8 protein-coding genes are annotated in these 11,084 nt (G+C 43.5%); 4 read left to right on the top strand and 4 right to left on the bottom strand.

The features are described from left to right. Nucleotides 1-327: 327 nt before the first annotated feature. The 3 genes from A3860_RS28740 to A3860_RS28730 form a co-directional block, all read right to left on the bottom strand. Nucleotides 328-3,387: a glycoside hydrolase domain-containing protein gene (locus tag A3860_RS28740; RefSeq protein ID WP_081153221.1), complete on the bottom strand. Its 3,060-nt coding sequence runs from the start codon at nucleotides 3,385-3,387 to the stop codon at nucleotides 328-330. Between the two features lie 185 nt (nucleotides 3,388-3,572). After that, nucleotides 3,573-5,630, bottom strand: a complete 2,058-nt coding sequence (locus A3860_RS28735) for a glucosidase family protein (RefSeq protein WP_143774308.1) — start codon at nucleotides 5,628-5,630, stop codon at nucleotides 3,573-3,575. Nucleotides 5,631-5,680: 50 nt separating this feature from the next. Beyond that, nucleotides 5,681-6,571: a phytanoyl-CoA dioxygenase family protein gene (locus tag A3860_RS28730; RefSeq protein ID WP_081153218.1), complete on the bottom strand. Its 891-nt coding sequence runs from the start codon at nucleotides 6,569-6,571 to the stop codon at nucleotides 5,681-5,683. A gap of 194 nt (nucleotides 6,572-6,765) precedes the next feature. Between A3860_RS28730 and A3860_RS28725 the strand changes: the two genes are divergently transcribed. Next, a complete protein-coding gene (locus A3860_RS28725; protein ID WP_143774307.1) occupies nucleotides 6,766-7,824 on the top strand; it encodes a LacI family DNA-binding transcriptional regulator in 1,059 nt (352 codons plus the stop codon). Nucleotides 7,825-8,471: 647 nt separating this feature from the next. Here A3860_RS28725 and A3860_RS28720 read toward each other — a convergent pair. Continuing rightward, complete coding sequence (locus A3860_RS28720) at nucleotides 8,472-9,194, bottom strand: hypothetical protein (protein ID WP_081153213.1); 723 nt, start codon at nucleotides 9,192-9,194, stop codon at nucleotides 8,472-8,474. A gap of 213 nt (nucleotides 9,195-9,407) precedes the next feature. Between A3860_RS28720 and A3860_RS28715 the strand changes: the two genes are divergently transcribed. The 3 genes from A3860_RS28715 to A3860_RS28705 all read left to right on the top strand — a co-directional run bounded on the left by A3860_RS28715 (nucleotide 9,408) and on the right by A3860_RS28705 (nucleotide 10,914). Next, entirely contained in the window at nucleotides 9,408-9,620 is a 213-nt protein-coding gene (locus A3860_RS28715; protein WP_081153210.1) for a heavy-metal-associated domain-containing protein, read from the top strand. Between the two features lie 199 nt (nucleotides 9,621-9,819). Beyond that, the gene (locus A3860_RS28710; RefSeq protein WP_081153208.1) at nucleotides 9,820-10,272 is read left to right on the top strand and encodes an HYC_CC_PP family protein; all 453 of its coding nucleotides are present in this window, start codon (nucleotides 9,820-9,822) and stop codon (nucleotides 10,270-10,272) included. A 111-nt stretch (nucleotides 10,273-10,383) separates the two neighbouring features. Then, complete coding sequence (locus A3860_RS28705; RefSeq protein ID WP_081153205.1) at nucleotides 10,384-10,914, top strand: DUF3347 domain-containing protein; 531 nt, start codon at nucleotides 10,384-10,386, stop codon at nucleotides 10,912-10,914. The last annotated feature ends 170 nt before the right edge of the window (nucleotides 10,915-11,084 follow it).

The raw sequence follows: 11,084 nt of genomic DNA, 5'->3' as shown, positions 1-11,084 counted from the left end.
TGCGGCATAGTTAGCAACTTTTTAGCCGCTCTTTCCAAAAATCGCCCCCTGATCCCTGTTAGTCGTGTAAAATGATCAATTTCGGTTCCATTTCTTTACAGATTATAACTATAGTTCGAAAGCAATCCATAAACTTTTGAATTTGTTCCTTTGCAGATTCTAAAACTTTACAACCTCGACAGATCAGATTTAAGCTTAACCAGATTTCCCAACAATGCGGTAATAAGTAAATTTTGTTCAACTTCATTTCCAGTAACTGATCACAAGAACCAGTTATTGGGAACCGGCCCTGCAGGTTGGATTTTCCCCATATATGTTTTAACAACTTTATTGTTTCTTTGAAATGATGATAAAGCCGCCTTTGCCAGCGGGAACAGGGAGGTCGTCCAGATTTAGAGATGTTTGTTTTTCCTGGAGGCTGTTTACTCCCGGCGCATATACGGAAACCGCTGCAGGCGCCATCTTCAGTGCATTCCAATTCAGCGATAACCCGATATGGAGGTCTTCCTTTGCCCAACTGGCATAAACAATTAATAATTTATCTTCCTTTTGATAAACAGTTACTTTAACATCATCCTGGTTGCATTTGACAGGGATATTGGGGTCCCAGTATCCGATCATCCTGGATTGCTGAATACCGAACTCATCCCAAAGTTTCCATACGGAAGAAGGGTCGCAACCAACCCAGCCAAGCCGGGAAGTCATCCCATAAAGCATGCCCCGGTAAGGGTTTCCACAACCATTAAGCATCTCGCCGTACAACCCGAAGGGCAGCCCCGCCATTTCTGTTAACCAATAGTCAGGCCCCTCATTATAATTATACCCTTCACCCAGCCAAAGGCTGTTGATGCAGGGGAAAAGCTCCATATATTGATTAGCTGGGCTATTCATCCCATAGGAAGCACTGAAATTGTTGCCGGAATGAAAGTCGATCAAACAACTATCGGCCGACCTGTCAAGTACCTTCCGGACCCGCTTCATGATTTCCCGGTCGTAGCCCACGCCATCCAGGTAGATCCCCCGCATCCCTGTATTCCTGACCAGCCAGGCCAGTCCTTCCAGGTAATAATTATGAAGACGGGAAAGCCCTTGTGTGCGGATAGACATATCATATTCGCCTCCCTCTAAGGGAGTATGCCAGGCAGCATCGTACCTGGTTCTAAGATGTTCTACAAGCCAGGACCCTCCTTTTGCATATAAGTTACCGCCGAGCCCATCGTCGGCGAACTGGTCTGCCAGCTGAGCGCCAAGGCCGGGGGTAAAAATTTCATCACCCAGGCTTCGGAATGCCCAGATCTCGGGAGCATAATTACTCAGTTCCCTGACTGTATAATAGATCTTGGTCCTTATTCCGGATCTTCTGTTTGTATTGATGTACCTTTTTAATGTATCGGTAGTAATGAATGGATAATTGATGTAGGGATTCAGCAGGTTTCCCTGGTGAACGTTCATGACTGTTGCGCCCTTTTTCATTGCTTCTTTGCGCCAGTTATCCATTGGAGGGTCAGCCTGAAAATACCGTTCATTCCAATGGCTGTTGTCAAGCGGTTTAACGGGCGTAATGAGCAACCCGAAATTGAGATGTATTGTCTGGCCCTTCCGAAGCATTTTCCGGCCGGTGAAAGCTTTGAATAATACCCGTCCTTTATCCTGTCCTTCATCATGTAAGGTACACCCACCAAGCCCTTCATTACTCCAATCCTTATAGGTTCCTGTTTTACTGAAATTGTATAAAGACCAGTCGGGGCTTTCATGCTTTAGCTTACATTGAAGCCCTGCGTTCATGTCGCCAAGCCAAAGCATGTTGTTGGCCATTTGTTTGTCCCATTTCCATTCCCAGTGTTCAGGGCGTTTTCCTCCTTTACGGCCAAGCCCCATCATATAAGTGGCAGCCTCATGCGCATAGGGTATTTGTAATTGAATATCATCAAGCGCCAGGTCTTCCCCCGCCGATAACGTTACCTGGTAGTCGATGTATCCATCGCATTCCATTTTTGCGTCGATCTCAAGAAGAGATCGTCCATTACGCAGTTGGGTCTTCCAGCTCACTGCCCCTGCTGTTTTTAGCGTGATGACAGGTTTTCCGCCCTTCCAAATCAACTCTTTGTCATTGCGGAAAACCAATAACCGCATAGGGCCGCTAAGAATGTCCCTGGCTGGCGCCCCCACCCTGTCATTGGAGCCGGAGAAATCACTGGTGATCTTGTCAGGTAAACCATAACGGTCAAATCGAAGCTCCCGTCCCAAAATACGGATGGTATTGCCCTGTAGCTGAATGGGGGTATACGGTTTATATATACTGTCGTCCAGTCCGATCTTCGAATCCAGCCAATTTAATCTCGCCATCCTGAACAATTCGCCGTAGCCCCGGTCTGTTAACAGGGAATCCTGTACCTCGAGCCTGATCTTCACTTTCCTGTCAACGCCTTCTGCCTGCACTGTTATCTCTCCTTCATAAGCTCCCGGCCTGGTATCTGATGGAAGATCTACGCCAATCCACAGCGGCTGCACCTTACCTTTTTGTATATGAACCGCTTTGGTAAATGGTTTACCGAGCCAGTTAATCCCCGCCAGGTTGAAACAACGGATGACCGATTTGGAGATTGTTGCTCCCTGAGTACTCAGCAGATCAGTGAATGCCAGCTGTACATTTCGCAGCTCCCTGAATGGCGTATAGATCCCCAACTGGAAGGCAAAGAATTCATTTCGCATAACGATAGCGTTAAATGGCTCGCCATCCTTTCGCTGTACCCAGCGCAATGGGATATCGGAATCCATTCGAATGGGATGCTTTCTGTCTTCGGGGAAAAGTAGAAAGCCTTTGTTCTTGTTAACCAAAAGCAGCTCTTCTACCTCGCTGGCTGTAGCAACCGTTTCCATTGGGTCGAAACTATCGAACTCAGTTACCGACTCAAAGCGAACAACATGCGCCTGAGACAACTCCTTACCTTCATACTTCAGGTTCCATTGGGGATCTGTGATTTTCTCTGCAGCCGGATAAACCGTATTGGGGAAATACCAACTGCCGGTATTCTTATAGGGTAAATAGTACAGATAATATTTTCCTTTTCCGGTGGCGGGCTCGAAAATCAGGTCGGCAAACTCTTTGTTGATGGCCCGGAAATGAAAATTGTGTATAGATCTCCCCGTGGAAGCGTCTACCAGGATAACAGATTTATTCCCGGGATCATCTAACCGCCGCCAGGGTATATGAACCTGTGCGGCAGGCGCATCGTCGTTCACTTCTATGACTACCCGATGATTGCCAAATTCACAACGGTCCCATTGACCAGTGCCATACATATTCGTTTGGGCAGATAGTTCTCCATCGCTTTGCAATAACATCAGCAAGGCACTCAACATAGCCGGAACAAATAGCTTTTTCATTTTACGCTTTTATCAAACGGCTAAATAATACTATTTGCTCCCCGTATACACCCATTATCTTAACAAACACCAATGCTTTATTTGCACCAGGTAAATTCGCTGCCATTCAATAACAAGCAGATATAGTTTCAATCCCTCTCTATCGTTTTGGCAATGACCCCGATACATACCCGAATCAAATAATGCTATAAGGTTACCGCTTGTGTATCGCCCTCGTTTATCCTGTATTTCATTATTTTGCTGCCCTCGGTTATGGTAATATTTAATTTTTCCTTGTTCAGCCTGGATATTTTGAGATCGAACACATGACCGAACGAGTGAATGTTATTTAATGCCATTTCATTCCAGTCCTTTGGTAGCCGTGGCGTGCAATTAAAACTGTTAAAACCTGTTGGCAGCATACCAAAAAGCCCTTCTATAAATATTCTGCAATAAAGCCCTCCCTCGGCCGACAAATGCCGTTGGTTTCCTTCGGGGTAAGCTTCTACCGGATATGGCACATGCTCTCCCAACAGTCTCCTGCGCGAATAATAGCGCAGATAGTTCATTGCTCTTTCTGTTTCACCTGCCTGCAGTACACCACGAAGTGCATACAGGGTCGACCGGTCCCAAAAAGTTTCTTTACCTGCCTCGGTAGCCAATCCGTCGACTGTCCATAACCTGGGCGAAAACAGGGCGTCGATCGTTCCCTTGCTCCGGTCTAAAATGCCCATGGTAAGGGGCACGCAGATCCAGGCACGCAATACATCATTGGTTTCGTAATATTTATACGCTTCAAACCCTTCTACATTACCGCCAAAATATTTTTCGATATTGGTTTTAAGTATAGCGGCTTGTTTTAAATATGAATCCAATTGTGATTTGGGCTGATGCAGTTGTTTCCCAAGATCGGCCGCAGATCTCAATGCGCCATAATAAAGACTGCTTGTTGGCAGGTTGGCTTTGCCTGATGGAAAGCGCCCTTCCAGTTCATCATGATCTGAAAGAACGACGCCCTGGTCATTTAATTTCCTGCTGCAGTATTCAAGACACCAGGTGATGAGCGGCCACAGTACTTTTGCTGAATCAGGATTACCATATGCCAGTGCGAACCGGGAAGCACCATAAGCGATCATGGCCATGTCGCCCCTGTCGCCGGCGCCTTGCCATACAGCGTCCCCTTCGGCAACTATGGAACTGGGTATGGGACGGTATTCGGGGTTCATGTACCTGGCAAACAAACGGTAACAGGCCATCGCTGAAAGGGTGCCAATGCTATCGCCCAGGAATGCAAAAAAGGGGCACACATATTCGGCCTGGTCATTTGCCCACACAGCCGCATAATATGCAAGGCCGCCGGGGCCATGAAGATAACCAACCTTGGTTTTGTAAATACTTTCCGTTCCCCTGATCTTGGCAAATGAAAACTCCGTATTCAATATGGTATCCGGTGTTTGTAATTGCAATGGCGATAAAATAGTTTTAATGCGGTTCTCACGCGCGCTTTCTTCTATATCCGCATCTACGGTAATGGGCTGGGCTGGAAAATCTGTGGCCCGGTAACAAACGGCAAAACTGGTGCGCTCACCTGGTTGCACCAGCCGGCTGCCATCGCCTATGGATGCCATTATGATCGTGTGCGGCCTTACTTTACTTTGAATGCTATCCGTTCTTACCTCCCGCTTCAGGTATTCCATGGAAATGGTAAGCGGCTTATCGGTTGTATTGGTGAAAACAAATTTTTCAATGACCATCGGTTTGTCCACGGAAGGAAAAATACGCCGTTCAATTTTTACCAGCTCAGGGTTGCCCGTTATCGCATCAATTTGCATAATACCTTTGTGGCTAATGCTTTTGATGTTATAAGAAAGAAGGCCTGTCTTTTTTCCGATGGCCAGGTCCATTTTTAACTGCCGGTTATTTATAAAGAACCGGGGCAGCTCGTTGTCAAGGAAAGTATAATCAATGTGGCTTCGGGTAACGTCGGGCAGCATCCTGAATGTGGGGAAGACCACTGTTCGCAAAACAGCAGATCTGCCTGCACTATCTAATCCATACTGAACCCAAACAGATACTTTTTCTCCCGACATTTCAATATGATCTGTATGCGGCAGCCGGCCATTGATTGTCCATTTGATACTTCCATCAGGCTGTATAACCCAACGGTCGGTTTGCTGAGGTAAGGCCTGCTGTTGGGCAAAAAGCAGGGATGGCAAAAGGAAAGCTAAAAAACTTATAAGTGTTTTATTGATCGTTAGTTTCATTTAATATCAATTATGCTGTTTAAAGTAGCTGTACCACGGTACCCGGTATCCTAATTCACTAATTGCCCGGGAAAATTATAAGCATATTTCCAGGTATCGCTCATATTAGGATACTGTCGTTTACATTCCAGGTATTCGTTCATCATCCTGCGCATAGTGGGGTTAAGCGTTTGCAGGTATTCAGGCGTTAACAGGCTTGAGTTGAGCAGGTAAAAATGCCAGGTAGGTGGGTGTGCCGCGCTGTGGTAGCCCATATGCAGGGTGCGCCTCGGCACTTCCATAGTTTTGGTATATCCTCTGTGGATCAAATTATTATTATAGATCACCGCCTGCCCGGCTTTTAAAGGAACGGGCATACCGCCGGGCATTTCCACACCAACCGGAGCATAGTGCTTTGAGCCCTGGAATGCTTCATTTTCTTCTGGGGTGTTGGGCCGGTTATGGCTGCGGGGCACAATCCAAAGAGAATTTTCATCTACCAATGGCAAATTGATCTGCACGCTGTTATGAAACCGTTCTTTGGAAAATAGCCAGTCTTCTATTTCTTCCTGCGGGATCTGGATGATATCCCGGTGCCAGCCGAGGGAATAAGCCGTACCTGCATTGGCTGCCAGGATCGATGCATTGTTGATGATCAGGTTGGGCCCTATGATGGCTTCCACAATTTTTAAGATCACCGGGTTATAAAAGGCATGGTGAATAGGCTCGGTTCCGGGCTTTGTCAATAAATGAAAATAATACTGCCGGGCTTCCTGGCCAAACGAGGCTATTTCATCGCCCAGGTGCTGGAAAGATGAACTGCGGACCCGCTTGTCGGTAGCTTCAATTTTGGGGCTTAGCAATTCGTCCATAATACCCCTGAAGTGATCAATTTCCTGTTGCGTTAAGACATCAACGATCACATACCCCTCTTTTTCGAAGGATTCTTTTAGACTTTCCATATGGCTTTTTTTATTTAGATTATTTCAATTCATCACCAGGTTTGGGCAGTTTTACGCAAAACGATACATGTAGTTGATTATAACCAACTTACGACAGATTTTATCGAAATAGTGTACGTTAACTATTTGGCAATACTAGCTGCTTTATTTTGTTCTTCCAAATATTTTTACACTAAAAATGTATATTGCCACCCTTGAAAACAAGCTCAAATAAAAGCATCGGAATTAAAGAAATTGCAGAACGGGCTAATGTATCCATCGGCCCTGTTGACAAGGTATTGCATAACCGGGGTGGCGTTTCCAAAGCAACCCGTGAACGTATTTTGCAGGCCATTAAAGATCTGGGGTATACCCCAAACATCCTGGCCAGCCGGTTAAAGTCATCAAGAGATTATACGATCGCCGTTTTAATTCCTGAAGCCACCGAAATAATTCCTTTTTGGTTGGCCCATAACACCGGGTTTGAAGAGGCGCTAAAAGAGGTTTCCCCCTTTGGGATCAACATCAGCATACTGACGTTTGAACAAAACAACGAAGCTTCTTTTAAATTGCGCGTAGATGAAGTTCTCCATGATGGTTATGACGGCATATTTATGGTACCGGTATTCTATGATGAAACCATAAGGCTGTTGCAACATTATAAGGATCTAAATGTACCGGTCATCTTCTTTGACAGTAATATTCCCGGGTTATCGAACCTCAGCTTTATAGGAAACAATTCGAAGGACAGTGGGTACCTGGCTGCTAACTTACTGGATTATACGATTTCAAAAAAGGGAGACATACTAATTGCTTCCATAGAAAGGAAAGAGGATAACCACATCCAGTTTTCGGCCCGGGAGGAAGGGTTTTTAACTTACTTTAAAAATACCGGCAGAAGAATACTACGATTCACCGATAATACCGGAAATGAGCAGACGATCAGCAAAGGTATTTCGGCCATTTTCAATGATAACCCGCATTTGGAAGGAATATTTGTCGTTAATGGCATTGATAAGATTGCAGCTGCGGTTACCCCAGCGCAAAAATGCAATTACCGGATGATCGGTTATGATCTTATTGAGAAGAATATTCAATTGTTAAAGAATGGAGCCATCGATTTCCTCATCAGCCAGCAACCCCAAAAGCAGGCGTACCAGGGAATTAAATTGTTTTATGACTATTTAATATTGAAAAAACCAATAGCGCCTTCTTATTACCTGCCGCTTGATATAGTCATGAAAGCCAATATCGATTATTACCGGTTCCTGTAGTTATCCCCTGAACATTGCCTGTACATTGAATAAGTATTCTCAGGGTATTGTCTTGCGCACAAGGGTGTTCCTGTAGTGTTTTTAGAATATTTCGGTAAAATACCCAGGCCATATCCCTAACATTGGGCTACCACACCGGTAGCGTATGTGCTTTGCGCTAAACGGAATGAGCAAATCGTTTAAAGCCTTTTGAATTAAACGGAATCGTGTTTCGATTTAAAAGTGTTTAAACGAAACAGGCAAATCGTTTAATTAAAAGTCCTTTGAATTAAACGAAATAGTGTTTCAATTTAATTAAAAGTGTTTTGCCTTAAACGAAATGGACAAATCGTTTAATTGCATTAAGGTTGCCCGAAATAGATATGATTTGATTTTCAGGCATATAACGATGACTTATATGTCAATCCCCTTAAAACGTTGAATGTATGCTGGCCTCCTACCAAAACGCGTACACGATACACCTAAAAGAATCACTTCTTTATCCAGCTGATCACCGCATTGGCAGAAGACGTCATTCAGGACGCCTTCTGCCGTGCGATGGAGATCCGGAAAGCAGTGCTACAGGAAGCTAAAATTCCCGCCTTTATTGCTCCCTCTTTCGTGACCCCGCCAATATATTTACACAAACGATGACGGCAATTCCCCTGTTAATTACAATTGTATTGAAAAGTAACGTTCTCTATATTTGAACCGGTGGTTGCAGTAAGCCCGGTGATCTTTCCGGTATTATCGTAAGTGTAATTAAAATTTTCAACAGTGGATCCCTGCTGGAAACCTTTGATCAGGTGTGCATTTTTTACATACAGGCCTCCGTAGTTCAGGAGTTGAACTAATTTAAGAAAGTCTCCGTCTGCACTGTTTTTATCTGTATAGTAGTTGTAAACGGCTGTATTGGAGCCCTCGGCTGAGCCGGTTAAGTCGCCATTGGTGAAAGTATATGTAGTGGTTTGAATGGAGCCTCCATTGTACTGGTAAGTTGATTTCAGCAATTGTGAACCTGAATAGGTATAGGTATAAACGGTTTTGATATTGCTGGCGTCCTTTCTCATTGAATAGGAGATCAGGCCGTCGCTATTTAAAACCACCGAATCGGTAGCCGTCACAGAGCTTGCATTGCTGGTCGTGATCATCATGAGGTTACCACTGTAGGTAAAAACTTTTTTGAAGGGGCTGCTGCCTGTTCCCTGGATAGTTGAGATTTTTCCGTCGTTGTTATAAGAAATATTAATGGTATTGGTGGTGCTTCCGTATTGATCAATAACTGTGATCAATTTGCAACTGGGCGATGAACTGCTTTTCTTACTGCAGGAAGGTGATATCAAGAAAATGAAAGCTGTAGCTACAGCCATTGATGTAGTAATGAATTTCATGAGTCTATAAATTAATGATGGGACAAATGTATACTGCAGTCCCATAAGAAAAAATACTACTAAGTGGTGTATTTTCATTTATTGGATCCTTTGAAGCCTGCTGAAAGGACGTCATAATTATATAAGCCATTTCAATAATTATATAACAATATATCTTGCCACACATTGCAATTTGACAGAGTCATTTAGCTAATAACATAAAAAGAAATAAACATGGAAACAGTACAATTTAAAACAAACATTAAGTGTTCAGGATGTATAGCCACCGTTACACCGGTGCTCAATGAACTGGTTGGACAGGACAATTGGGAAGTGGATCTGCAGAGTCCTGATAAAGTGCTAACCGTATCAAGAGAACAGGCAGGTAAGCAGGAAATTAAACAGGCGGTTGAGAAAGCCGGTTATAAGGCAGAACCGGTAGCCTGATGGTTTAATAGTGGGCGATATGCCAGTCACCCTTTTTTATTTTTCGCTTTCCAAAGCCATGAGATATCAAATTATATAAGTTTTTTACAAAATTATACAACATTTAAGATCGCTGAAAACCTTAGCTTTGGCTTAACTAAGCGCTGGCAGGATATTTGTTATTTTTTGGAGTATATAATTTTGCTTTTTATTATTTGAAATGAAACCTAACAGAACCATACAGTTAAAAGCGGTCTTTCTACTTATAGTATTTAGTTTAAATACTATAGTTGGATTTGCCTGTGCTGCAGGTTTGAATATGGGTTTTAATAAACATCATCATCATGAAACGGGTTCCCGGTCAACCATAGCCCATCATCATGAAAAAGGCACCCCCCATCACCACCACCACGAAGAACTGGCTAAAAGCAAAACAACTGACAATCACAATTGCTGCACAGACAATGCAACCCAACTTTCGGGGTCAGATAAGCTGCTTTCCCAAACTATAAATTCCGGCATTGAAACGCCGGTTGCACTGATAGCTCTTCATTTTTTATATTCAGCTAATTTATCTTCCTTTATTCAGGACACTAAAAAGATTCAGGTAGTTCGACCGTATGTTCTTAACTCCCGGGGGATACGTGTGTCCATTCAGTCCTTCCAGATTTGATTTTGAGCATTTCCGGTAATATTACTTTTGCCGGTTACTCCCTGGTGCAGTACAATAAAGGTACCTGACACCCTGTATTATTCCATTTGTTCAAAAATCAAATCAGTAAAAATGAAAAATTTATTTTTTTCTGCAATCCTGTTTGCAGCCCTTACATTTTCAGCAAAGGCAAACAATAACGCTTTGTATGTTGCATCGACAACAGAAAATTTTGTTAACGACTCTCCGTTGTCACAGTTACTTACATTCTATTATGATATAAAAAATGCGCTGGTTAAAGGTGATGCTAATACAGCAGCTGCTAAAGCCGGCGAGTTTGTAAAAGCTGTCAATAATGTCGACATGAAAAAGCTTCCCGATGCCGATATGAATGCCTTTATGTCTTTACAGGAAAAGCTGGCTTTTGATGCAAAGCATATTTCAGAAACAAAGGAGATAGGCCATCAAAGAGAGCATTTTCAATCATTTTCAAATAACTTTTACAAACTGGCCAAAGCAGTGAAATTGTCTGACAAACCTGTTTACCAGGATTATTGCCCCATGAAAAAGGCATACTGGTTAAGCAGCGAAGCGGCTATCAAAAATCCGTATTACGGAGCTCAAATGCTTACCTGCGGCAAGGTAAATGATACAATAAAATAGGCATGCACTGATAATAAAGCAGCAGCTATACGGTCTATAACCCGTTAGCTGCTGCTTATAGACTAAAGTAACCACAGGCAGCCTTGCCAATAAAAATTAATGCAATGCTTAAACGTATCGGTAAAATAACAGTACGGATACTGAAAACTATTTTGATCCGGAAGAAAAAG

This window comes from Niastella vici (genome assembly GCF_002077945.1).
In the GTDB taxonomy this organism is placed as follows: Bacteria; Bacteroidota; Bacteroidia; order Chitinophagales; family Chitinophagaceae; genus Niastella; species Niastella vici.
Note: the sequence above shows the minus strand (reverse complement) of the source record. Positions and strands in the feature narration are given on the sequence as shown.